This window comes from Saccharomonospora sp. NPDC046836, assembly GCF_040645195.1.
Classification (GTDB): Bacteria; Actinomycetota; Actinomycetes; order Mycobacteriales; family Pseudonocardiaceae; genus Prauserella_A.
Genome location: NZ_JBEYXW010000013.1, coordinates 141,010 through 162,907, shown reverse-complemented (window position 1 = coordinate 162,907; position 21,898 = coordinate 141,010). Strand labels below are relative to the sequence as shown.

The 21,898-nt window shown below is 68.5% G+C and carries 20 protein-coding genes, 2 tRNA genes and 4 pseudogenes; 14 read left to right on the top strand and 12 right to left on the bottom strand.

Annotation, left to right across the window (positions count from 1 at the left end):
* Nucleotides 1–674 (top strand): annotated as a pseudogene (locus tag ABZ863_RS17310) (hypothetical protein); the annotation flags it as partial.
* Nucleotides 675–718: 44 nt separating this feature from the next.
* Here ABZ863_RS17310 and ABZ863_RS17305 read toward each other — a convergent pair.
* Together ABZ863_RS17305 and ABZ863_RS17300 are read right to left on the bottom strand one after the other, a co-directional pair.
* The gene (locus ABZ863_RS17305; protein ID WP_358536328.1) at nt 719–979 is read right to left on the bottom strand and encodes a hypothetical protein; all 261 of its coding nucleotides are present in this window, start codon (nt 977–979) and stop codon (nt 719–721) included.
* A 270-nt stretch (nt 980–1,249) separates the two neighbouring features.
* A tRNA-Lys gene (locus tag ABZ863_RS17300) sits at nt 1,250–1,322 on the bottom strand.
* Nucleotides 1,323–1,670: 348 nt separating this feature from the next.
* Between ABZ863_RS17300 and ABZ863_RS17295 the strand changes: the two genes are divergently transcribed.
* Entirely contained in the window at nt 1,671–2,711 is a 1,041-nt protein-coding gene (locus tag ABZ863_RS17295) for an Ig-like domain-containing protein (RefSeq protein ID WP_358536325.1), read from the top strand.
* 57 nt (nt 2,712–2,768) lie between these two features.
* Here ABZ863_RS17295 and ABZ863_RS17290 read toward each other — a convergent pair.
* The 4 genes from ABZ863_RS17290 to ABZ863_RS17275 all read right to left on the bottom strand — a co-directional run bounded on the left by ABZ863_RS17290 (nt 2,769) and on the right by ABZ863_RS17275 (nt 5,344).
* Nucleotides 2,769–2,844, bottom strand: a tRNA-His gene (locus ABZ863_RS17290).
* A gap of 74 nt (nt 2,845–2,918) precedes the next feature.
* Nucleotides 2,919–3,524: an oligoribonuclease gene (gene orn, locus ABZ863_RS17285; RefSeq protein ID WP_358536322.1), complete on the bottom strand. Its 606-nt coding sequence runs from the start codon at nt 3,522–3,524 to the stop codon at nt 2,919–2,921.
* A 36-nt stretch (nt 3,525–3,560) separates the two neighbouring features.
* Nucleotides 3,561–4,502 carry a trypsin-like peptidase domain-containing protein gene (locus ABZ863_RS17280; RefSeq protein WP_358536319.1) on the bottom strand — a complete coding sequence of 314 codons (942 nt, stop codon included), beginning with the start codon at nt 4,500–4,502 and terminating at the stop codon, nt 3,561–3,563.
* A gap of 47 nt (nt 4,503–4,549) precedes the next feature.
* Nucleotides 4,550–5,344, bottom strand: a complete 795-nt coding sequence (locus ABZ863_RS17275; protein ID WP_358536316.1) for an rRNA adenine N(6)-methyltransferase family protein — start codon at nt 5,342–5,344, stop codon at nt 4,550–4,552.
* 409 nt (nt 5,345–5,753) lie between these two features.
* Between ABZ863_RS17275 and ABZ863_RS17270 the strand changes: the two genes are divergently transcribed.
* The 4 genes from ABZ863_RS17270 (at nt 5,754) to ABZ863_RS17255 (ending at nt 10,637) form a co-directional block, all read left to right on the top strand.
* The gene (locus ABZ863_RS17270) at nt 5,754–6,668 is read left to right on the top strand and encodes a DNA-3-methyladenine glycosylase 2 family protein (protein ID WP_358536313.1); all 915 of its coding nucleotides are present in this window, start codon (nt 5,754–5,756) and stop codon (nt 6,666–6,668) included.
* A gap of 97 nt (nt 6,669–6,765) precedes the next feature.
* The gene (locus ABZ863_RS17265) at nt 6,766–7,470 is read left to right on the top strand and encodes a M50 family metallopeptidase (protein WP_358536361.1); all 705 of its coding nucleotides are present in this window, start codon (nt 6,766–6,768) and stop codon (nt 7,468–7,470) included.
* Between the two features lie 137 nt (nt 7,471–7,607).
* Nucleotides 7,608–8,849 carry an aldehyde dehydrogenase family protein gene (locus ABZ863_RS17260; RefSeq protein ID WP_358536310.1) on the top strand — a complete coding sequence of 414 codons (1,242 nt, stop codon included), beginning with the start codon at nt 7,608–7,610 and terminating at the stop codon, nt 8,847–8,849.
* A 108-nt stretch (nt 8,850–8,957) separates the two neighbouring features.
* A complete protein-coding gene (locus ABZ863_RS17255; protein WP_358536307.1) occupies nt 8,958–10,637 on the top strand; it encodes a DEAD/DEAH box helicase in 1,680 nt (559 codons plus the stop codon).
* Here ABZ863_RS17255 and ABZ863_RS17250 read toward each other — a convergent pair.
* Nucleotides 10,634–10,787 (bottom strand): annotated as a pseudogene (locus tag ABZ863_RS17250) (IS481 family transposase); the annotation flags it as partial. The gene ABZ863_RS17255 and the pseudogene ABZ863_RS17250 sit on opposite strands and share 4 nt — an antisense overlap.
* Before the next feature lie 215 nt (nt 10,788–11,002).
* Nucleotides 11,003–11,398 carry a RidA family protein gene (locus tag ABZ863_RS17245; RefSeq protein WP_358536358.1) on the bottom strand — a complete coding sequence of 132 codons (396 nt, stop codon included), beginning with the start codon at nt 11,396–11,398 and terminating at the stop codon, nt 11,003–11,005.
* Nucleotides 11,399–11,494: 96 nt separating this feature from the next.
* On the opposite strand from ABZ863_RS17245, the pseudogene ABZ863_RS17240 reads away from it, so the two are divergent.
* Nucleotides 11,495–12,469, top strand: a pseudogene (locus ABZ863_RS17240) (WYL domain-containing protein).
* Between the two features lie 166 nt (nt 12,470–12,635).
* Here the strand turns inward: ABZ863_RS17240 and ABZ863_RS17235 are convergent.
* Nucleotides 12,636–13,724: a chromosome segregation protein gene (locus ABZ863_RS17235; protein WP_358536304.1), complete on the bottom strand. Its 1,089-nt coding sequence runs from the start codon at nt 13,722–13,724 to the stop codon at nt 12,636–12,638.
* A gap of 229 nt (nt 13,725–13,953) precedes the next feature.
* Between ABZ863_RS17235 and ABZ863_RS17230 the strand changes: the two genes are divergently transcribed.
* Both ABZ863_RS17230 and ABZ863_RS17225 read left to right on the top strand, forming a co-directional pair.
* Nucleotides 13,954–14,322, top strand: a complete 369-nt coding sequence (locus ABZ863_RS17230) for an SPW repeat protein (RefSeq protein WP_358536301.1) — start codon at nt 13,954–13,956, stop codon at nt 14,320–14,322.
* Nucleotides 14,323–14,387: 65 nt separating this feature from the next.
* Nucleotides 14,388–15,002, top strand: a complete 615-nt coding sequence (locus ABZ863_RS17225) for a TetR/AcrR family transcriptional regulator (RefSeq protein ID WP_358536298.1) — start codon at nt 14,388–14,390, stop codon at nt 15,000–15,002.
* Here ABZ863_RS17225 and mce read toward each other — a convergent pair.
* Nucleotides 14,999–15,436 (bottom strand): methylmalonyl-CoA epimerase, encoded by a 438-nt coding sequence (gene mce, locus ABZ863_RS17220; protein WP_358536295.1) that lies wholly within the window; start codon nt 15,434–15,436, stop codon nt 14,999–15,001. The genes ABZ863_RS17225 and mce overlap by 4 nt on opposite strands.
* Nucleotides 15,437–15,582: 146 nt before the next feature.
* Here mce and ABZ863_RS17215 point away from each other — a divergent pair, with 146 nt between their 5' ends.
* A complete protein-coding gene (locus tag ABZ863_RS17215; protein ID WP_358536292.1) occupies nt 15,583–16,770 on the top strand; it encodes an acetyl-CoA C-acetyltransferase in 1,188 nt (395 codons plus the stop codon).
* 32 nt (nt 16,771–16,802) lie between these two features.
* A pseudogene (locus ABZ863_RS17210) lies at nt 16,803–17,114 on the top strand (methylmalonyl Co-A mutase-associated GTPase MeaB); the annotation flags it as partial.
* 109 nt (nt 17,115–17,223) lie between these two features.
* Here the strand turns inward: ABZ863_RS17210 and ABZ863_RS17205 are convergent.
* A complete protein-coding gene (locus tag ABZ863_RS17205; protein ID WP_358536290.1) occupies nt 17,224–18,273 on the bottom strand; it encodes a mannose-6-phosphate isomerase in 1,050 nt (349 codons plus the stop codon).
* On the bottom strand, nt 18,270–19,256 hold the full coding sequence (locus ABZ863_RS17200; protein WP_358536355.1) for a LacI family DNA-binding transcriptional regulator: 987 nt from the start codon (nt 19,254–19,256) through the stop codon (nt 18,270–18,272). The genes ABZ863_RS17205 and ABZ863_RS17200 overlap by 4 nt, the downstream gene beginning before the upstream one ends.
* 117 nt (nt 19,257–19,373) lie before the next feature.
* Between ABZ863_RS17200 and ABZ863_RS17195 the strand changes: the two genes are divergently transcribed.
* The 3 genes from ABZ863_RS17195 (at nt 19,374) to ABZ863_RS17185 (ending at nt 21,895) form a co-directional block, all read left to right on the top strand.
* Nucleotides 19,374–20,282 (top strand): ABC transporter ATP-binding protein, encoded by a 909-nt coding sequence (locus ABZ863_RS17195; RefSeq protein ID WP_358536288.1) that lies wholly within the window; start codon nt 19,374–19,376, stop codon nt 20,280–20,282.
* The gene (locus ABZ863_RS17190; protein ID WP_358536286.1) at nt 20,279–21,373 is read left to right on the top strand and encodes an ABC transporter permease; all 1,095 of its coding nucleotides are present in this window, start codon (nt 20,279–20,281) and stop codon (nt 21,371–21,373) included. Before ABZ863_RS17195 ends, ABZ863_RS17190 begins: the two co-directional genes overlap by 4 nt.
* A gap of 159 nt (nt 21,374–21,532) precedes the next feature.
* Nucleotides 21,533–21,895, top strand: a complete 363-nt coding sequence (locus tag ABZ863_RS17185) for a DUF3817 domain-containing protein (RefSeq protein WP_358536285.1) — start codon at nt 21,533–21,535, stop codon at nt 21,893–21,895.
* The last annotated feature ends 3 nt before the right edge of the window (nt 21,896–21,898 follow it).

Below are 21,898 nucleotides of genomic sequence, written 5' to 3'. Positions count from 1 at the left end.
GCTGCTCAAGCGGCAGATGTACGGAAGAGCCGGCTTCGCTCTCCTGCGCCACCGCATCCTCCTCGGATAACCACCACCGGAAGTGCGCCAGAGCCGTTCGCTGCACAGACCCGGTGTCGGGCTATGGACGGACCGAGAACCAGTGGGTCCCCGATCAGGCACATACCGGAGACTTCACCGTCGAGTCGATCGACACCACGGTGAGCCTGCAGGGAACCGCCGACAGCACCAGTATCTGCAAGAGCGACGCGGGTGCGCCGGTGCTGAGCGGCGGGAAACTCGTTGCCGTTGCCAGCCTCTCCCATCAGGCCGGCTGCCTGTTGCCACGGCTGATCGCAACCGTTCTGACCAGCGACTGTGGCGGCGCGTCAGGCCCGGCACCTTCGCTGTCCTCAGAGCACAGGTCCGTCAGCACCGCGTTTGGCAAGTCCAGCAACAAGATTCCCGCCAGCGGCGGCAACGTCGAGCACAGAGCCACAACGATGTCGATCATGAGGCAAAACCACCGTGATCTCTGCGTAGACGAGGTGCCCGTCAGTCATCCGGTGAGCGGCCTGGCCGCCGCGATGAAGGCGTACCACGGCTCCCTCCGGCAGCACGCGTGTCCGTCCATAAAGGACTTTGCAGGACTGGAAGTAGAACCCGCTCAGGTGGTCGTCGAAGTCGATGTGTAGCCACTCACAGCCGGCGGCACGGGCATGCTGCACAGCAGTCGCGATCAGCTCGGTGCCAATATTGCGGTCCGCGCCCACTTGGCCACCACGGTGTCGAGGATGAAAGCGTGCACCCCGCTGTCCCACGCCACATTCACGAACCCCACCAGTGTGTCGCCCTCGCGAGCGCACGCCCAGCCGAGACTGTGCCGGTTCAGTTGAGCATGCCAGTCGATGTCCAGGAACCGGTGGTCGAAGCCCTCGGCGTGCAGCACGTTGACCACCGCGTTTTCGAACTTGCCCCGCCACTCATATGTGATCACCACGCCGCGATTCTGAAGCCGACTACCTCGTTGACTGACTAACGCACGAAGGTCCGGCAAAACGGTTGCCCGACGTCGTCACGCTGATCGAGTCGTTCTACCGCCTGCCGACGGAATTGTCCGGCGGTCTGAACCCAACTGGCCAGGCCTCCTGGCATCCGTTGAGCACCGTAAGACGAACGGAGACACAACGGAGACACCAGCGAGGACCACCGCCAAGCAAAATGGCAGCAAGATAGCGAAAAACCCCAGGTCAGCGACCTGGGGTGGAAGTGCGCCATCAGGGACTCGAACCCCGAACCCGCTGATTAAGAGTCAGCTGCTCTGCCAATTGAGCTAATGGCGCTTGTCCTGTCGAGGGCGCGTGTTCGTGCCCCGGCGACGAGCAAAACAGTAGCACGCCTGCCCGGAGTCCCAGACGGGGGGCTGGACAAGCGGTCTAGCTGGGGGAGCGTGGCTGACCCCTCCACACACTGCGACGAATGGGGCAGACTGGTCCCACTTCTGGGGCAATGTTTGATCAAGAAATGGATGGTTGGTGATGGAACGTCGGGGGCGTAGGCCGATCTTGGGGGCCCGGCTGGTTTCAATCGTGACAGTAGGGGGAGCTTTGCTCGCCGGCTGTACGTCGGCGGCGGAAGACAGATCCGCGCCGGAACCGACCTCAGCTCCACCGAAGCCGGTGGAGCTGAGTTTGTCTGTCCATCAGGGTGCTGACGAGGTGGAGCCTGGTCAGCCGGTGATCGCCACCGCGGCGAACGGCCGGATCATGGAAGCTTCGCTGGTCGGCAAGCACGGCACCGTCGTCAAGGGTGCGATCAGCCCGGATGGTGCCTCGTGGCAGTCGAACGAGCCGCTCGGCTATGGCAAGACCTACACGCTCACCGCGACCGCGCGTGGTGCGGATGGTGAGCCGGCCACCACGAAGTCGACCTTCACGACGGCGACCCCCGAGCGGGAGGTCGCCGTTTCGATGAATGTGCAGGACGGGCAGACGGTCGGCGTGGGGATGCCGTTGATCTTCACCTTCACCGGCGCGGTCGCCGACAAGGTCGCGGCGGAGAAGGCGCTGGAGGTCACCACCGAGCCGCAGATCGAGGGCGCTTTCCGCTGGTTCGGTGACGAGCGGGTCATCTGGCGGCCGAAGGAGTACTGGCCCTCCGGCACCACGGTGTCGGTGAACGCGGCGATCTACGGCAAACACCTCGGCGACGGTGTCTTCGGCACCGCGGACACTTCAGCGCGGATGACCATCGGCGACAAGCTGGTTGCCGTCGCGGATGGCGACACCTACCAGATGAAGGTGTATGTCAACGACCGGGAGGTCAGGTCGCTGCCGGTCTCGATGGGTAAGCCGTCGACCTCGACGCCCAACGGGACCTACACCCTCATGAGCGAACACACCGGCTACGTGATGGATTCGAGTACTTACGGCGTCGCCGTGAACAGCAGTGCCGGTTACCGCCTCGTGGTGGACTACGCGGTACGGATGTCCGACAGCGGCATCTTCTACCACTCGGCGCCGTGGTCGCTCGCTCAGCAGGGCAACACCCACACCAGCCACGGCTGCATCAACCTCTCGACCGAGAACGCCGCCTGGCTGATGAAGCTCTCGCAGCCGGGGGATCTGCTGACGGTGCTGAACGCGGGTGATCAGGTTCTCGAGCCGACCGACGGCTGGAGTGTCTGGCAGCTGTCGTGGGAGGAATGGCTGGCTAACGCGGCCGGTCGCTGATCCGGGAAAGCAGCGAGGCCACCGGAGCGGTTCCGGTGGCCTCGACCTGGAAAACATTGGGGTGAGTGACGGGACTTGAACCCGCGGCCCCCTGGACCACAACCAGGTGCTCTACCGACTGAGCTACACCCACCATGCGAGGAACTGCCTGAGCACCTCGGCTGCAATATCGTAGCGTGCCGCCTCAGCCGGGTCGCGCGGGGTCGGTCAAGAGTTCGTGCGGAGCACAGCCTCGGCCGCTGCCCTGGCCTCCTCGGTGGTCGGCCCGGGCTGCGGGACGAACGCGGTCCTGCGGTAGTACTCCAGCTCGCCGATCGATTCCCTGATGTCAGCGAGTGCCCGGTGGGCCAACCCCTTTTCCGGCTTGGCGTAGTAGATCCGCGGGTACCAGCGTCGTACCAGCTCCTTGATCGACGACACGTCCACCATGCGGTAGTGCAGGTAGGCGTCCAGCTCAGGCATGTCGCGGGCGATGAACCCCCGGTCGGTGCCGATCGAGTTGCCGGCAAGTGGCGCGGTCTGCGGATCGGGCACGTGCTCGCGGACGTAGGCGAGCACCTGCTGCTCCGCCTCCTCCAGCGTGACCGTCGAGCGGCGTACCTCTTCGGTGAGCCCGGAATGTGCGTGCATGTCGCGCACCACATCGGGCATGTTCGCCAGCATCTCGTCGCTGGCGTGCACGACGAGGTCGAGCCCCGCGCCGAGTATCCGCAGCTCGGCATCGGTGACGAGCACAGCGATCTCGATGAGGGCGTCCTTGGCGAGGTCCAGCCCCGTCATCTCACAATCGATCCAGACAAGACGGTCGGTCACGCGGCAACATTAACGTGGCGCGGTTGGGCCCGCCCGTCACGTGCCGTTCTCAATGTTGTTGATGATGGTTTTCGCATCGTTGATGGGGATTGCGAAGCCGAGTCCGACGCTGCCGCCCGAGGGTGAGTACATGGCCGAGTTGAGGCCGACGACCTCGCCTGCCATGTTCACCAGCGGACCGCCGGAGTTGCCCTGGTTGATCGGGGCGTCCGTCTGGATGGCCGTGTAGCTCGGGGTGTTGCTGGCCGAGTTGAAAGTCTGCCTGCCGAACGGCGTCTGCTGTTGCTGGCCGCTGCCGATGTCGGAGAGTTTGCGGTCCACCGCGCTGACGATGCCCGAGGTCACGGTGTTCTGCAGGCCCTCGGGAGAGCCGATGGCCACGACCTGCTGGCCCACCTGGACCCTGCTCGAGTCGCCGAGCTTGGCCGCGGTGAGCCCGCTGGCACCCTGGGCCTGCAGGACGGCGATGTCCGCTGTGCTGTCGGCGCCGAGCACACCGGCCTGGTACTTCGTGCCGTTCGACAGCGTGATCGTCACGTCGCCGACCGCGTTGTTCACCACGTGTGCGTTGGTGAGGATCTTGCCGTCTGCGCTGAGGATCACGCCGGAGCCGATGGCCTCGCCGCTCTGGGTCTGTGCGTTGATCTGGACGACGCTGGGCAGCAGGTTCTCCGCTACCGAGCTGACGTCTCCGCTGGCGTTGGACACTGTCTGCCCGGTGGCAGAACCGAGCGCGCTGGTGCTCGTGTTGGAACCGCCATCGGTCGCCGACACGATCGCCGCCCCGCTCGCCCCGCCAACGATCGCGGCGACAACGGCTGCGCTGGTCACGAGCACACCGACTTTGCCGGATATCGTCCGCTTCTTCGCCGGGGCCGGCGCCGGATACGGCGGCCCGTACGGTTGCTGGGCCCCTCCGGGCTGCTGCGCGAACAACGGGTTCGGCCGCTGCTGGTTTGCCTGTGGGTTCTCGTCCATACTTCGAGGTTGTCGCGATTTCGTGAGAGCAGGCTGAGGGGTGCCAATCACTTCGCTGAGAGTCCGATCGCGATCGCGGCCCACTGGCTGGGGCGCACGGTCGCGGCGGGCATCGCCGGATCGACCCCGCAGCCGCGCAGAATCCCGTGCGCCCTGCTGCCCGTCACCGCTGAGACGATCGCCCGAGTGCTGCGCCGGGGTGCCCGGTAGGCGCCATCCAGCAGCGCCCACACCACCCGTTCGGCGTCGCGGCTGAGCCCTTCGCGACGCCGGATGAGCAGGTGCGCGGAATCGACGGTGGGCGCGGGGCGGAAGTGCCGCGCCGGGACACGCTGGCGCAGGCCGATGTCGAACCTGGCGGCCCACCAGGCCTGTTCCCTGGAGCGCGGCAGGGACGTGGCGAGCCGCTTGGCGAAACCCCACTCCACGATGAGTGCCGCGCGGTGCAGTGCCGTGGCGTGATCACCGAGCAGGCGGCGCATGAGGACTGTCGATATCGAGTACGGAATGCTCGACACGACAAGGAATCGCTTGCGCGGTAAGGGGTAGGTGCGTGCGTCACCGTTGATCACCCGGACGTTGTCGTTGCCCGCGAGGCGCTTGCTGAGCTGGTTGGCGAACGCGGCGTCTCGTTCGACGGCGATCACCCGCGCTCCTGTTCTGGCCAGCGGCCCGGTGATTGCGCCGAGCCCGGCGCCGAAGTCGACGACGAGGTCGACGGGGCGGGGTGCGCAGGATCGGATGAGATCGTCCGCGATGCGGGCGGAGGCCAGAAAATGGACGCCGGAAGGGTTGGGAGACGCCTGTTTCCGGGCAGGGCGGCGCGGTCGTGAATACGGCATGGTGCTGCTCCGTCATGAACGAGGGGGAGCGCGCCACACGGGGCGCGCGCGGACGTCATGGCGCAGCGACCGAAGCCGGTCACAGAGGCGATGCGAAGAACGGCACGTGGCGCCCGCTGCTCAGCGGGACGCCAAGAATGGTGCCGGAAAAAGACTTACAGCCGCTGCGTTCAGGCGCGGCGCGGCCGAGGCCGCACGAACGCCACGCAGCTGTGGCCCAAAGTTCCCATGGCGCAGACGCTAGCAGTGCGCGCAACCGATTTTTGGCTGGAAGCGGCGGAAAGTGCCCGTTCGTACGGGGATCGGGCACGAACGGATCCGTTGGCACAGTTAGCACTCCCGGATGTCGGTGATCGGTCCTACGGTCGCCTTCAACAGGTTCATCCGGCTTCACCGAAAGGACATTGCGATGATCACGACCACTGCCGTAGCACCGACCACTGTGGAGATAACGGTCCCCGGCGGCATCGACCTCGCTCGCTGCGCGGCCTTCCGTCCCGGCTTCGTACCCGACGCCGCGGTGGCCGACAGCGAGCCGGGGACGCTCGGCCTCGCGTTCGCTGTGGAGGGCAGCTGGGACCACGTCGGGGTGCTCGTACGGCAGCGGGCACCCGATGTGGTGAGTGTGGAGCTCGTGGCGCCGCCGGACACCGTGCTGGCCGCCGTCTCGCAGGTTCGCCGGATGCTGTCTCTCGATCTCGACGGGAACCGGTTCGCCGTGGTCGCCGCAGGCGATCCGGTGCTGGGCGTGCTGCGCGCACGAAACCCCGGACTCCGGCCCATGCTGTTCCACTCGCCGTACGAGGCCGCGTGCTGGGCGATCCTCTGCCAGCGTAATCGGATGAGCCAGGCCGCGCGGCTCATGCAGCAGCTCGCCGAGCGGTTCGGGCGACGCGTCGAGGTGGGTGACCGGCGGCTCACCTCCTTCCCGGCTCCTGACGTCCTGCGAGATCTCGATCAGCCGCCCGGGCTGTCACACGAGCGGACCCAGCGGCTCGTCGCGATCGCCGGGGCGGCGCGAGCGGGTCTACTCGACGGAGCGGCGTTGCGCGAGATGGCAGCCGAGGACGCCCTGACGCTGGTGCGGCAACTGCCGGGTATCGGCCCGTTCTCGGCCGAGCTGATCGTCTCGCGCGGAGCCGGGCATCCCGATGTGTTCCCCGCATACGAGACCCGCTTGCACACGGTCATGGCCGCTGCCTACCGCACGCACGAGCTGGACGAACTCGAGGCGATCGCGAAGCGCTGGCAGCCGTACCGCAGTTGGGCCTCGTTCCTGCTTCGCGCGGTCGCGCCGTTCGGCGGGCAAAGCCGCGAACGATAGCGGGGCGCGCAAGCGAACCGAGGAAAGGGGGTGACGAAGAGCTGACAGGTGCTGTGGTGAGCTGACCCGCGTGCAGTGGGCCCTCAACGACAGCGAAATCCTGCGAGCGTTCGGACTCGACGCGGGTACCACCGGCAACATCGCGCTGGTCACCGGTGTGGTCGCGTTGCTCGTCGTGCTCGTGCGTACGCCGTGGCGGCTCGCGCGCAATGTCGTCACGATCGTGCACGAGGCGGGCCACGCCGTCATCGCGGTACTGGCGGGCCGCCGCCTGCAGGGTATCCGGCTGCATTCGGATACCTCCGGTGTGACCGTCTCCCGCGGCAAGCCCGAAGGGCCCGGCATGGTGCTCACGACACTCGCCGGGTATCCGGCGCCGGCAGTACTGGGCCTTGCTTTCGCGGGCCTGGTCTCGGTGGGGAACCTGAGCGCGGTTCTGGCCATCGCGGCGGCGCTGCTGCTGGGTGTGCTGGTCATGGTGCGCAATGCCTACGGCGTGTTCGCGGTGGTCGTCTCGGCTGCGGTGCTGGGCGGTGTCGCTCTGCTCGCCGGTCCCGGCGTGCAGGCAGCATTCGTGTACCTGATGGCGTGGTTCCTGCTGCTCGGCGCGATCCGGCCCGTGTTCGAGCTTCAGGCGAAACGCAGACGGGGTGCTGCCCGCGACTCCGATGCCGACCAGCTGGCGCGGCTGACCGGGGTCCCCGCGGCGATCTGGCTTCTCGTGCTCGGAGTCCTCACGGGCACCTGCTTCGTGCTCGGCGGGATGCTGCTCATCGAGCCCGCGATGGCAGGTCCGCTGTAACAGCGGACCGCGCCGACGGGTAGGCGGACCAGCTCGGAAGCCGTTTCAGGACGTGCGGCAGACTGATGTGCTGACACCCCGTGTGGGGAGGCAGTTGTGAGTCGCGCGTCGCGACGAGCGGTGGAGAGGGCTGTGCTGTGACGGACGAGGTCGCCAAGGCTGTCGAAGAATGCGCACGGGCGGCGAAGCGGGCAGCTCCGTCGCTGGCCGCGGCGTCTGACAACGCGATCGATACCGCGCTGGGCCTCATGGCGCAGCGGCTCCTGGACCACCGCGCTGAGGTGCTCGAGGCCAACGCCGCCGATGTCGCCAGGTCCCGCGCCGACGGGATGAGCGCCGGCCTGCTCGACCGGCTCACCATCACCGAGGAGCGGCTGACCGGCATGGCCGAGCAGTTGCGGCTGCTCGCAGGTGCACCGCACCAGGAGCGGTCCATCGAGGTGTCCACACTCGACGGTGGGCTGCGGCTGGTGGAGCGCAGGCGTCCGGTCGGCGTCATCGGCGCCAACTACGAGGCGCGGCCTAACGTCACGGTCGACGTGGCCTCGCAGCTGGTGAAGTCGCGCAACGCGGGTGTCCTGCGGACCGGCTCGGCTGCACTGGGGTCGGCACAGCGCCTGCTCGAAGTGGTCATCGCTCCGGCGCTGGCCGAGGCCGGCATCGACGCTGATGTCGTCCAGTTGGTACCCAGGGTGGAGCGCTCCGCGGCGGCCGCACTGGTGCGGTTGCCGGGCCTGGTGCCGCTGGTGATCCTGCGCGGCAGTGGTGAGAGTACGCGGGCGCTGGCCACCGAGGCGGCCACGCACGGTGTGCGGACGCTCGCGCATGCTGACGGTGGTGGTGTGCTGTACGTCGACGCCGCTGCCGACCCCACGACGGTGCGCTCGCTCGTGGAACGCAGCCTTGACCGGCTCGGGGTGTGTAACCGGCTGAACCTGTTGCTGATCAACTCCGCGGTGTACGACGAGATCTGGCCGCGGGTGTCGGATGCGCTCGCCGAGCGCGGGGTCAGCCCCTCCCTGCCGCCCCACGAGCACCCGATCGGCTACGAGTGGGCACTCGACTCCGACCGGGAGGCCACCGTCACCGTGGCGCAGGTCGACAGCATCGCCGAGGCAGTGTCGATCGCCAACGAGCAGACCTCCGGACTCGCGGCCGGGATCGCTACGGAGGACGCGGCCGCAGCAGAGGCCTTCTTCGACGGTTACCAGGGCACCGGTGTGTTCTGGAACGCGCCGACCCGGCTGCTGGACGGCTTCAAGCTCCTTGCGGTGCCGGAGACCGGCATCAACCTCGACAAGGTGCCAGGCCCCCGCGGCCCGGTCACCTACACCGACCTGTATGTCCGCCAGTACGCGGTGCAGCCCGCTGAGCGCTGAGAAGATCGGCACTCTGTCCGGTCAGTACCCTCGACACCTCGTACCTGCCCAGGGGCTCGACGGGCGTGGCGTCGCCGAACCCATCCCCCTGGATCAGGAGGTCCCACCATGGCTGAGAACGACGAGGACAACAACGCAACCTTTGCCGACCTCGCGCTACGCAAGGAACTGGTCGACGCACTGACGGGGCTCGGCTACGAGGAGCCGACGCCCATCCAGCGCGCCGCCATCCCGCCGCTGCTGGAGGGCCGCGACCTGGTCGGGCAGGCGGCGACCGGCACCGGTAAGACCGCGGCCTTCGCGTTGCCGATCCTGCAGCGCATCACCCAGCATGGCGAGGGCCGTAAACCCAAGGCGCTCGTGCTCACGCCGACCCGCGAGCTCGCCGTTCAGGTCTCCGAAGCCATGCACCGCTACGGCCACGAGCTCGGGACCCGGGTGTTGCCGATCTACGGCGGGCAGCCGATCGGCAGGCAGCTGAAGGCACTGGAGCGTGGCGTCGACGTCGTCATCGCGACGCCTGGCCGCGCGCTCGACCACATGGCACGGGGAACGCTGTCGCTCAGCGAACTGGGCATGGTCGTGCTGGACGAGGCCGACGAAATGCTCGACATGGGTTTCGCCGAGGACATCGAGGCGATCTTCGCCGAAATCCCGCAGGAACGGCAGACGATGCTGTTCTCGGCGACGATGCCGCCGCGCATCAGCGGGATGGTCAAGCACTACCTGCGTGACCCGGTGCGCATCGAGCTGGGCCGCAAGGAATCCGCGGTGGGACAGCCGTCGCCGATCCAGCAGAGCGCCTACGTGGTACCGCGAGGGCACAAGCCGGCGGCGCTCGGGCGCGTGCTCGATGTCGAGGCGCCGGTCGCCGCGATCGTGTTCTGCCGTACGCGCGAGGAGGTCGACCAGCTCACCGAGACGCTCAACGGCCGCGGCTACCGCGCGGAGCCGCTGCACGGCGGCATGAACCAGCAGCAGCGCGACCGCGTCGTGGAGCGGCTGCGGGCAGCCACCGCCGATCTCGTCGTGGCCACGGACGTCGCCGCGCGCGGTCTGGACATCGAGCAGCTGACCCACGTGGTCAACTACAACGTCCCCAGCGCGCCGGAGGCGTACGTGCACCGCATCGGCCGGGTCGGCCGAGCCGGGCGCGAGGGCACCGCCATCACCCTGGTAGAGCCGCGTGAACACCGCATGCTCAAGACGATAGAGCGGGTCACCGGACACCGGATCGCGGCGCAGAAGCTGCCGACGATCGCCGACCTGCGGGCGCAGCGGCTCGAACAGACCAGGGCCGCGCTGTGGGAGAGCTTGCAGGACGAGGACGGGCTGGACCGCTACCGCACCGTGGTGGAGCCGCTCGCCGAGGAGTACGACGTCATCGAGGTGGCGCTGGCGGCGGTGAAGCTGGCCCACGAGGCGGCAGGCACCGTCAACGACGAGGAGGAGATCCCCGAGGTCGCCGTGTGGCCGCCCACCGAGGGAAAGCGTGGCCGGCGCGAGGGGCCCGGTGGCCGGGAGCAGCGCCGCGGACGGGCTGCTGCACGTGGCATGACCCGGCTTTTTGTCGGTGTCGGCAGGACTTCCGGGGTCCGGCCACAGGATCTGGTGGGTGCCATCGCCGGAGAGTCCCAGCTGCGCGGCCGCGACATCGGCGCCATCGACATCGCCGACCGGTTCTCGCTGGTCGATGTTCCGGAAGCCGCCGCAGACGATGTCATCGCAGCCCTCAAGGGCACCACCATCAAGGGCCGGAAGGCGACCATCCGCCGGGAGCGCTTCTAGCTGTAGGAGCGCTGAACGTTGGTGACGCCGAGCTTGGGCCGTGAAGCGGGCGGCTGACCGGGCTTCCTCGCTGGTGAACTCACACGCGTAGAGGAGTTCTTCGGCCAGGATGCGCTGATACCGCTCGACTTTCCCGTTGCGTCGAGGGGTGGGGCTTGTGACGTCAAGGTGGGCAATGTGCCCAGGCCAGCGAGCAGTGATCCGGGCATGGGCGAGGGCCGTCGGCAGCCGGAGTGAGTTCGCCCAGGCGTACTCGGGTCCGCGGCAATCGCGGCGTTGGCGTACGCCGTCGAAGCCATAGACGCCGGCTGCCGGCTGCTCGTGCCGGTTCAACCGGCACGAGCAGGGGAGGCGGCGAGGTCGGTTTACGCGACGGCGGTCCCCTCGAGCTCGACCATCTGACCGGGGATCGCGAGCCGTACCACCCCGAGCATCGTGGTGGTCGGCGCCACCCTGGCGGCGCCCAAGCGCGACACCAGCACGCCGTAGTGCTGGAAAAGCAGATCGACGTCGGTGGTGTAGACGTTGAGCCGTACGAGGTTCGTGACGGACATTCCGGCCTCGCCGAGCACGGCCTCCAGGTTGTCGAGGCTCAGCGCCAGTTGGCCCGTCATGTCACCGTCATGCTGGGGCTTACCGTCGCTGCTCATCGCGGTCTGCCCGGAGCAGCACAGGGTGCGGGTGTGCCCGGAGACGATCTCACCCTGGTTGAATCCCATCTCCACCGACCACGTCACCGGGTTGACTGCCGTTCGTTCCAATGCCACATCAGCTCCATTCGATTCATTGGGCGTACATACGAAAGCCTCCCAACGAATCACGACATCCTGTGTCGTGTATTCCCGTAGAGTTTCCGTATGCGCGCCGACCGGTTGGTCTCGCTGGTGCTGCTGCTGCGCCAGCGCGGTCGACTGTCCGCGGCCACGCTGGCCCGCGAGCTGGAGGTGTCCACCCGCACCGTGCTGCGTGACATCGAGGCGCTGTCCGCAGCCGGTGTCCCGGTCTACGCCGAACGCGGCCGGCACGGTGGTTTCGCGTTGCTGCCCGGTTTCCAGACAGAGCTCACCGGACTGAACCACGACGAGGCGCTCGCCCTGCTGGTCGCCGGATCACGGCGTGGCGCGCAGGTATTCGGCCTCGGCTCGGCGCTCGCTTCGGCCATGCTCAAGGTGGTTGACGCGCTGCCCGAGGGCTATCGGGACACCGCAGCCGGCGCGGCGCAGCGATTGCTCATCGATCCGGAGACTGACCTCCTCTCGCGGCGCATGGTCGCCGAGGAGATGCCCGACACCGTAGTGGCCGAGGTCCGGCGCGCGGTGTTCGCCGGACACAAGCTGCGCATCCACTAGGCGGCTGTGGACCAGACCCCGAAGTGGCGCACCGTGGACCCGATCGGCCTTGTCACCGTACGCGACCAGGGCTACTTGCTGGCCACGAGATCTGGCGCGGACCGCACCTACCGGCTGTCCCGGGTGTTGGCCGCCGAGGAAATCGACGAACCCGCACAGCGACCAGACCGGGTCGATCTGGACCGGGCCTGGCAGGAACGCAGCACACGGTTTCGGACCGGCGGCGACCAAGTCGCCGTGCTGGTGCGGGTGAACCCGGCGCGGCGTGAGGACCTGGTGGGCACCGCGCCGGCCGTCCGCGCCGAAGAAACCGACGCGGACGGCTGGCTGCGACTGGAGGTGACCTTCCAAGATTCGAGACACGCCGAATGGGCGCTATGGCAGCTCACCACGAACGCGGAGGCCCTCGCCCCGCAGTGGTTGCGCACCTCCCTGCGCAACCGTGCCGCCGCGATCGCCACCTGCTACGGAGTGTCATCCTGAGCAGCTACTAGCCAACCCGGCGCCGGCTCGACCACTACGCGACACCGGCGTGGAGTTCAAACCCGGCGCTCGCCGTGCGTGGCCGCCGCCTCCACTGCCTCGCACGCCGGCCAGACCCGAATCGTCAGCGGCGAGACGTGGGGCCGATCGGCACTCGCGCTGTTACCTACTCGCGGTGCGGCTCGGCGCCGACCGACGCGGTGGCCCGTTGTTCGGTGGACGCGGATTCGTCTGCGCCGTTGAGTGCCGAGTTCGCCTGTGCGAGCATCCCGCGCGCGGCGTGTACCTGGTCGGCGATCTTCGTGCGGAGCGTGCGCAGCGCCTGCACCCTGGCCCTGGCCTCGGTGATCCGCTGGTTGGCCTTCTCCGTTGCCTCCCGCAGCCTGCGGGAGGCCTCTTCGGTCGCCTCCCGGACCCGGCGGTTGGCCTCCTCGGTCGCCTCGGCTACGCGTGCGTTCGCCTCGCTGATCGAGTTCTGCTTGCGCCGGTTGGCATCCTCGATGGATTCGCGCTGCCTGCGCTCGATCTCGCTCCGAGCCTTCGCCTGCTCGTCGGCGACCTCCTTGCGAATGGCGGCGGCCTCGTCGGTGGCCTCGCGCACACGCCGTTCGGCCTCCGCCTTGCTCGCCGCCTCCTGCTCGGCCAGCACGCGCATCGCCTCGGTGCGCCGCGTCGCCATCGCGATCTCGAAGTCTTCCTCGACCTGCGTACGGCGTTCCTCGGACTCGCGGTCGAGACGGTCGCGTTCCTTCTTGGCATCGGTCGTGATGGTCTCGGCTTCTGCGCGCGCGTCCGCGAGTACCTTGCGATGCTCGGCTTCCATCTGCTTGCGTCGCTCGGCCAGTTCGGTGAGCAACTGCTCGTAGCGGGCGCGCATGGCGCTGGCATCGGATTCGGCCTTCGCGCGGATGTGCCCCGCCTCCGCCTCGGCCCGTGCCTTGGTGTCGTTGGCCTCTTCCTGCGCCAGCCGGAGCATCCGCTGCAGGCGCTCGGAAAGTCCCTCGATCGTCGTCGGCGGCTGGGCGAGGCGTTCGACCTGTCCGCGCAGGTCGTCGATCTCGATCCGCGCGACCTCGAGCTGGCGCGCCAGATCCCCGGCCTGCGAGATGGCAGCATCCCGGTCGGACGCCAGCATCTTGAGCTCGCCGTCCAGTCGCTCCAGATGCTCGTCGACCTGCGGCCGGCTGTAACCACGCTTCTCGAAGTCGAAGCCTGCCCCCAGCGGCACGAGCTCCCGTTCCTCGCCAAGGCTCATGTCCCCACCCTAACGGGCCCGGTGGACTACCTGCCGCGGAACGTCGGTATGGCCTGGATGTGCCTGGCGTGGAGTGGTGGTCGCGGATGCCGTGGTCTTGTTTCAGCAGAAGTTTGACCGGCTGGCCAATCAAGGCGCACCATAGGAGCGGGACCGCGTTTCACGGTTTCCCGCGGTGAGTTCACCAGCGGGTTCACCGCGTCCGTTGTGACTCATGGAGGTGATCACGATGGCTCAGCTCTCGGCACGTCCCTGGACGCGTCCCCACGACTGGGCAGAGGTCGTCCTTGGTGTGGTGCTGGCGCTCTCGCCCATCTGGATGACCACGAGTACCGCCGCGATGTGGACGATGATCGTGCTCGGTGTACTCATCGCGCTCGACGGTCTGCTCTCGCTCGCGATGCCCGGCCTGGTCTACGGCGAGGGCGTGCAGGTGGTCCTCGGCGTGCTCGCCTTCATCTCGCCGTGGGTCATCGGCTACATGTCCTTCACCGGTGCCGCGTGGACGACCTGGATCATCGGCGCGCTGACGATCCTGGCTGGGGCGGCAGCCCTGCCGGTCGCCACCGCCGCGCACCGCATGGTCGGCCAGCACTGAGCGGACCGGCTGGCCCCGGCCTCGCTGGGGCCAGCGTGGGCGCCCTCCGCGCTATCGTGGCGCCAATGGCTCAGACCGAAGGGGGAGAGATGGCTCGCCGTGGAGCCGACGATCCCTCGGCACGGGACCGCATCCTCCTCGCAGCTGAGCGCCTCTTCGCGGAGCTCGGCTTCGACGCGACCCCGACCTCGCGCATCGCCGAGGTCGCCGGTGTGCCCAAGGGGCTCGTGCACTACTACTTCCGCCGCAAGCGCGACCTGCTGACGGCGCTCGTCGAGCAGTTGCCGGACGAGCGCATCGAACCCGCACACGTTGTGGTGCCAGGCGACATGGGGGAGAGCCTGCGCAGGCTCGTCGCCGAGCTCGACCGCCGCCTGTTCGCCTCCCGGGTACTGTCTCACCTGCTGTGGCGCGAGGCCGACACCCACCGCGCGGTGCGTGAGGCGCTGCAGTCCCGGTACGAGGTGCTCGTTGAGCAGGTTCGTTCCGTGATCATCGCCGCGGCAGGGGAGGGCGCCCTGCCGGCAGCCGACGTCGACAGCGCGGCGGCGCTGCTCGCACTGGCCGTCAGCTACCGGCACTCAGTGGCGCGGCATACGGGGGACGCCTCGCACGACCGGATGGAGCGCGAGCTGACGTTCATCGCCGGCGCCCTCTCCGCACGGGTGGCCCAGCACTAGCGAGCGGGCTCGACCAGTTCCACCAGCACGCCGCCGGCATCCTTCGGGTGGACGAAGTTGATCCGGCTGCCGGCTGTGCCCCGCCGTGCTTGCGGGTAGAGCAGGCGCAGGCCCTTGCTGCGCAAGGCTTCTGCTGCCGCGTCGACGTCGGTGACCCGGTAGGCCAGCTGCTGCAGGCCGGGTCCCTTGGTGTCGAGGAACTTCGCGATCGTCGAATCCGGTCGCAACGGCGCGAGCAGCTGGATGGCGGGCCCCGCGCTGTCGCCGGGCGCACGCAGCATGGCCTCCTGCACACCCTGCTCCTCGTTGACCTCGGTGTGGGTGGCCTCGAGGCCGAAGTTCTCGGCGTAGAACGCGATGGCCGCATCGAGATCAGCGACGGCGATGCCGACATGGTCGATTGTGGTGATGAACGGCTTCAGTTCCTCCTGCATAACGGCAGGATAGGGGTGGGACGTGCGTTTGTTCACAAAGTGTGATTGCGGTTTCGCACACGATTCAGATCGGTACCCGGCCGGTATCGTCAGCGTGAGTCACATCGCAATGAGGCAGCACGCCCTTGGGCAGTCAGGAGGCAGTTGTGTCCGGTTCCGTGATCCTGGGTGCGGCCCGCACGCCGATCGGTCGGCTGCTCGGCTCCTTGAAGGACTTCTCCGGGGCTCAGCTGGGCGGCCTCGCCATCAAGGCGGCACTGGAGCGTGCCGGCGTGGCGCCGGATGCGGTGCAGTACACGATCATGGGGCAGGTCCTCACCGCGGGCGCGGGCCAGATCCCGGCACGGCAGGCCGCCGTGGCCGCCGGCATCCCGATGGACGTTCCCGCGCTCACGATCAACAAGGTGTGCCTCTCCGGTGTCGACGCCATCGCGCTGGCGGACCAGCTCATCCGCGCGGGGGAGTTCGATCTCGTGGTCGCGGGTGGGCAGGAGTCCATGACACAGGCCCCGCACCTGCTGCCGAAGTCGCGCTCCGGCTTCAAGTACGGCGACACGACGCTCGTCGACCACATGGCCCACGACGGCTTGTTCTGCGCGTTCGACCAGGTCGCCATGGGCGCCTCGACGGAGAAGTACAACGCCCGCTACGGCCTGACCCGTGCCGAACAGGATGCCTTCGCCGCCCGGTCGCACCAGCGGGCCGCCAAGGCGATCGCGAATGGGGCGTTCGCCGACGAGATCGTGAACGTGGAGATCCCGCAGCGGAAGAAGGCCCCGATCGTCTTCAGCACTGACGAGGGTGTGCGCGCCGATACGACCGTCGACGGTCTCGCGGCGCTGCGGCCCGCGTTCGCCGCCGATGGCACCATCACCGCGGGCTCCTCCTCGCAGATCTCCGATGGCGCTGCCGCGGTGGTGGTGGCGAGCAGGGCCAAGGCCGAGGAGCTCGGCATCACTCCGCTCGCGGAGATCGGCGCCCACGGCGTCGTCGCCGGCCCGGATGCGAGCCTGCACGAGCAGCCCGCCAACGCCATCAAGGCCGCGCTGGCCAAGGCGAAGCTCGACGCCGGCGCACTCGACCTCGTGGAGATCAACGAGGCGTTCGCCGCGGTCGGCGTCGTGTCGACGCAGAAGCTCGGGGTGGATCCGGAGATCGTGAACGTCAATGGCGGCGCCATCGCGCTCGGTCACCCCATCGGCGCCTCGGGGGCGCGGTTGGTCGTGCACCTGGTCCACGAGCTGCGCCGCCGCGGCGGCGGGCTCGGCGCGGCCGCCTTGTGCGGTGGCGGCGGCCAGGGCGATGCCCTGCTGCTGCGCGTCCCGAAGAGCTAGCCGCCGGGCAGGCCGTCAGCGAGGTCGCTGAGCTGGTCGGGCGGGCACGGGAGGGGCAGCACCGTGCCATCGCCCGGTTGATCTCGCTGGTGGAGGACGGTCACCCCGCGCTGCGCGCGGTCGCGGCGGCGCTGCTGCCCTACACCGGCAACGCCGAGATCCTCGGGCTCACTGGCTCGCCAGGTCCCGGCAAGTCGACCTCGCTGTCGATGCTCGTCCCGGTGCTGCGCGGCGGCGGGAAGCGGGTCGGGGTGCTGGCGATCGATCCTTCGTCGCCGTTCAGCGGCGGAGCGTTGCTCGGCGACCGCATCCGGATGGCCGAGCACGCCACGGCCTGCGGTGTGGTCCGGCGGTGACCGGCTCGCGCTGCTCGCCCACCGGGTCGTCGACCGTGAACTGGACCCCTACGCGGCAGCCGACGCACTCGTGGCCGACCTGCGCCGCTCCTGACCTTTAGGGATGGTGCCTGCGTGGTGGTTCCGGTGGGCGGCAACGGATCACGGTGACCTCGCCGGTCAACTCCAGCTCCCCGGCGCCGTGCGGGACGACGAGCGTGTCACCCTTGGCGACCGGATACTCGTCGCCGTGCGCGGTACGCAGGGTGCCCGCGCCGTCGAGGACCACGAGCACCGCGAACGACGGGTCCAGCCCCAGCATGCCGAGCCCAGGGCGGAGCTGGTCGGCGCGGAAGAACGGGCTGGCGTCGGCGGCGAGGAGATCGACCGTCGCGGAGTCGTCCTCGGCGGTGTGCCGGATGAGCTGCCGCCGGCGCTGCTCGTCCCAGCCGGAGGTGTCCAGCGCCGCCAGCGCCGTGTCGAAGCCGATGCCGAGGTGGCCCTTGTCCGGACCGGCGAGGAAGTCCCGCCACTCCAGCGTCAGTGAGAAGTCCGTCGGCTGCTGCAGTTCCACGACGAACACCCCGGCTCCGATGGCGTGGGGGAGGCCGGCCGGGATGTGGACGGTGTCACCGGAGCGGACCTGGATCGCGTTGAGCGCCCCGAGCATCGCCGGTGCGTCCTGGTCGCGGACCCACTCGCCGATGGTGGCCGTCTCGTAGGTCCGCTGGAACCCGGCGTAGACCGTCGGGTCGGTGTCCGTGGTGCCCACGACGACCCACGCCTCGGTCTTGCCGAAATGCGAGTCGAAGTGCTGCTGTGCGAACGCGTCGCCGGGGTGGAAGTGCACGGGCAGCCGTTGCCCGGCGTCGAGGAGCTTGACCAGCAACGCCGTCGAGTCGCTGAACGCCTCGACGTGCGCGGCGCCAAGCCACCCGCGTGGGTCGGCCCGCACCGCGTCACGGAGCCAGCGGCCATCCGGCAGCCGGGTCAGCCCCGACTCCTCGTGGCCGAACCGTGTGGTGGTGGATGCGACCCAGTCCTCGGGACCGAAGTCCGCGCTGTGGTCCGCGCCGCGCAGAGCGGCGATGGCTTGGCCGCCCCGGTAGAACTGGGGTGGCTGGTTCACCGCGAGGTGGACGGGAGTGAACGGCTGGGCGATGGTCATGATGGTGGTACCTCCGCAGAACCACGGGGAACGAGATGCACTGGCAGGACAACCTTTCTCGGCGGTGACGCATCTCCGCGCAGCCGGGCGAACAGCAGTTCCGCCGCCGTCCGGCCGAGTGCGCCGACATCCGTCGCCACAACCGACATTGGCGGGTCCAGTAGGTCGGCCAGTCCGAAGTCGTCGAAACCGAGCACGGCCGGGCGTCGCGCGGCATGGGCGAGCGCGCGCAGCAGATGGGTGGTGACCCGGTTGTTGCCCGCGATCACGGCGGTCGCCGCGGCCGGTCCGTCGAGCAGCCCGCGCAACGCCTCGACGACGCTGTCCGCGGTCGGGGTGCGCATGATCACGAGCCGCTCGTCGGCCGGCAGGCCTGCCAGCGCGCAGCCGGCGCGGTAGCCCTCCAGCCGCTCGGTGGCGGTGAAGATCTCCGGACGGTCAGCCAGGAACGCGATGCGGCGGTGTCCGTGTGCAGCCAGGTGCGCGACCGCCTGCGCCGCTCCGGCGACGTTGTCGGCGAGCACGGTGTCGGCCGCGAGCCCACCCGGCGGCCGGTCCACGAACACGATGGGTGTTCCCGAGCGCAGTTCGGGTTCCAGATAGCCGTGCCGTGCACCCGCCGGAACGATCAGCATGCCGTCGACCCGCCTGCCGCAGAACTCCAGCGCCAGCTCCCGTTCCCGGTCGGGACTCTCCTCTGAGGACCCGGCGAGTACCTGTCTGCCGAACCCGGTCGCCACGCGTTCCACTGTCCGGTGCAGCTCGGAGTAGAAAGGGTTGCCGACGTCCTCGACGATCAACCCGAGCGTCCCTGTGGCCGTGCCCCGGCGCAGGTTGCGGGCGCCCGTGTTGCGCCGGAAGCCGAGCTGCTCGATGGCCGCGTTGACGCGCGCCGCGGTGTCCCGATGCACAGCGGGCTCGCCGTTGACCACCCGCGAGACGGTTTTGATGCTCACGCCGGCGAGCCGGGCCACGTCGGGCATCGTGGCGCGGCGGGAGCTGTCGGGCACGGGTGACAACGTTGTCATGATGGGCATATCCAACAATCGGTGGGCGGGGCATGTCAAGGTTCGCCACGGTGAGCCCGCTAGCCTTCTGCCATGACCTTGCGCGCGGCGCTCGCCGTGACCGACATCCACATGCGCTATGGGGACCTGCGTGCCGTCGACGGCGTGTCCTTCGAGGTCGCGGAAGGCGAGTTCTTCGGCATCCTGGGCCCCAACGGGGCGGGCAAGACCACGACGCTGGAGATCGCGGAAGGCCTGCGGGAGCCCGATTCCGGTTCCGTGCGCCTGCTCGGTGAGCAACCCTGGCCGCGCAACATCGCACTGCTGCCCAGGATCGGCGTGCAGTTGCAGGCGTCGGCGTTCTTCGAGAAGCTCACCGCACGCGAGCAGTTGGAGACGTTCGGCGCGCTCTACGGGGTGACCTCCGCGCGCGTCGACGAGATGCTCGAACTGGTGGGCCTCACCGACAAGGCGGCCACTCCCGAGACCAAGCTCTCCGGCGGACAGCGGCAGCGGCTGTCCATCGCGTGTGCACTCGTGCACGACCCGGACATCGTCTTCCTCGACGAGCCCACGGCCGCGCTCGATCCGCAGGCACGGCGCAACCTGTGGGACGTCCTCCGTGAGGTACAGGCCCGCGGCAAGACCATCGTCTACACCACCCACTATTTGGACGAGGCCGAAGCGTTGTGTGACCGGGTGGCGATCATGGACCGGGGCCGCATCCTCGCGCTGGACGCACCGGCCCGGCTGGTCCGCGACCTCGACGCGGCCACCCGCGTGACGATCGAGCGAGGTGTGCTGCCACAGGAGCGCGCACGTGCGCTACCTGGTGCGGACCAGGTCACCGAGGACGAGCTGTCGCTCATCATCTCCACCCGCACCCCTGCACCACTGCTGTCGGCACTGGCCGAACTCGGCACCCTCGACGGCCTGCAGGTCCGTACAGCGACGCTCGAGGACGTGTTCCTCGACCTCACCGGCAGGGAGTACCGGGCGTGACCATCACCGAGCCAGAGCAGCGCAACACCGAGACGCCGGCCGGGCGTCCCGCCGCGTTCCAGGCGCTGTCGAAGGCGATGTTCCTCGGCTACGTCCGCGATCGCATCGTGCTGTTCTTCACTTTCCTGTTCCCGCTGATGTTCCTGGTCATCTTCGGCCTGATCTTCGGCAACCAGGACACGTCGAAAACCGAGATCGGTGTGGTGGGCGACGGGCCGGTGATCTCGGCTCTGGAACGCTCCGAGGCGCTGCAGCTGACGCCGATCGACTCGGTCGAGGCGGCGGCCGAGCAGGTGCGGTCCGGCGATCTGCCCGCCTACATCTCACAGCAGGGCGACACGGTCACACTGCGCTTCGCCGCAAGCGACCAGACCCGATCGCAGACCGTTCTCGGCATCGTCAGCGGCATCGTGAACCAGGCCAACCTCGCCGCGACCGGTCAGCCACCCCGGTTCACGCTGGACGCCACGAGGGTGGAAGACGAGTCGCTCAAGCCCATCCAGTTCCTTGCCCCCGGAATCATCTCCTGGGCCATCTCGATCGGAGCCGTGTTCGGCGCCGCGCTGACCTTCGTGAGCTGGCGCAAGAAGCAGGTGCTGCGGCGGCTGCGACTGGCTCCGGTGCAGCCGGCGGTCGTGCTCGGCTCGCGGGTACTCGTCGCGCTCGGGGTGGCGCTGCTGCAGTTCGCCGTCTTCATGGGTGTCGCGCTGTTGCCGGTGTTCGGCTTGCAGCTGTCCGGACAGTGGTGGCTCGCGGTTCCCTTGCTGCTACTGGGAACGCTGTCGTTCTTCTCGATCGGCATGCTCGTGGGCGCCTTCTGCAAAACGGAAGAGGCCGCCAGCGGTGTGTCCAATCTGATCACATTGCCCATGGCGTTCCTCTCCGGTGTCTTCCTGCCGCTCGACGCCATTCCCGGGTGGTTGCAGTCGATCTCCTGGGCGTTCCCGATGCGCCATCTCAACGAGGGCATGCTCGACGTCATGGTCCGCGGTCAGGGTGCCGAGGCGCTGCTGCTGCCGACCCTCGTGCTGGTCGGTTTCACCGCGGTTGTCGGGTTCATCGCCATCCGGGTGTTCCGCTGGGAGGACTGAGTTCGAGGTCGTGAGAATGATCACCGGCCCCGGTGTCCCGGTGATGGCCGTCACCCCTCACACTGGGTACAGATACGTCCGACAGCGTGGTTGACGTGAGTAGTCAGTTGAAGCTTGCGACCGCTGGTTCGGGCGGTTTTGTCACCTGAGGAGGAACCCTTGTCGAACAAGGCTGCCGTCTTGTTCCGCGTGGTGGCCGTCGCCGAGGCCTTTTCGTGGGCCGGGCTGCTCGTCGGCATGTTCCTGAAGTACGTCGTCGAGCTGGGTGAGGGCGGCGTGCCCGTGTTCGGCATGGTGCACGGCGTGATGTTCGTCCTCTACCTCGCCGTGACGCTCGCGGTGTTCCGCCCGCTCGGCTGGCGGCCGGGGACGCTTTTCGTCGCACTGCTCGCCAGCATCCCGCCGCTGTTCACCTGGGTGTTCGAGAAGTGGGCGCTGCGCCGCGGCAGGCTGGACGGGCCCGAACGCCTGGCCCATGGCGGTACCGGGCTGTTCGTCGGCAAGGAGCCGGTGAACGCCTGAGCG